The sequence below is a fragment of the Larkinella sp. C7 genome, from assembly GCF_006149005.1.
Lineage (GTDB): Bacteria > Bacteroidota > Bacteroidia > Cytophagales > Spirosomataceae > Larkinella.
This window is the reverse complement of sequence record NZ_VBSL01000114.1, coordinates 261-523: the sequence shown is the minus strand read 5'-3', so window position 1 is coordinate 523 and position 263 is coordinate 261. Positions and strand designations below refer to the sequence as shown.

The window sequence follows — 263 nt, the reverse complement described above, 5'->3', positions numbered from 1 at the left end:
TTCCAGAGCCTTCTTGGTTTTAGTCAGCAAAATATCCAAAATGGCCGCTTGAAAAGAAGCCGATAAGTCTTCTTTCGTCAGATTTTGCCCCTTTTGTTGGGCATTGTGGTGCAGATTAATAAAAGCCGACTTAAGGCCCGAAAATGAAAACTCCAGATTATCTTCCTTAATCATGGCCCTAGGAAAATCATAAATATCTTGACCTTGGTGAGCCAGGCTGTCAATTTCCTTACCAGCAGGGTAGGTGAGGCCCATAACTCGGC

At 43.7% G+C, this 263-nt stretch carries 1 pseudogene; it reads right to left on the bottom strand.

The annotated features are described in order from the left end of the window. Positions 1–255: pseudogene (locus FH871_RS34645) on the bottom strand (tRNA (adenosine(37)-N6)-threonylcarbamoyltransferase complex transferase subunit TsaD); the annotation flags it as partial. Positions 256–263: the final 8 nt, after the last annotated feature.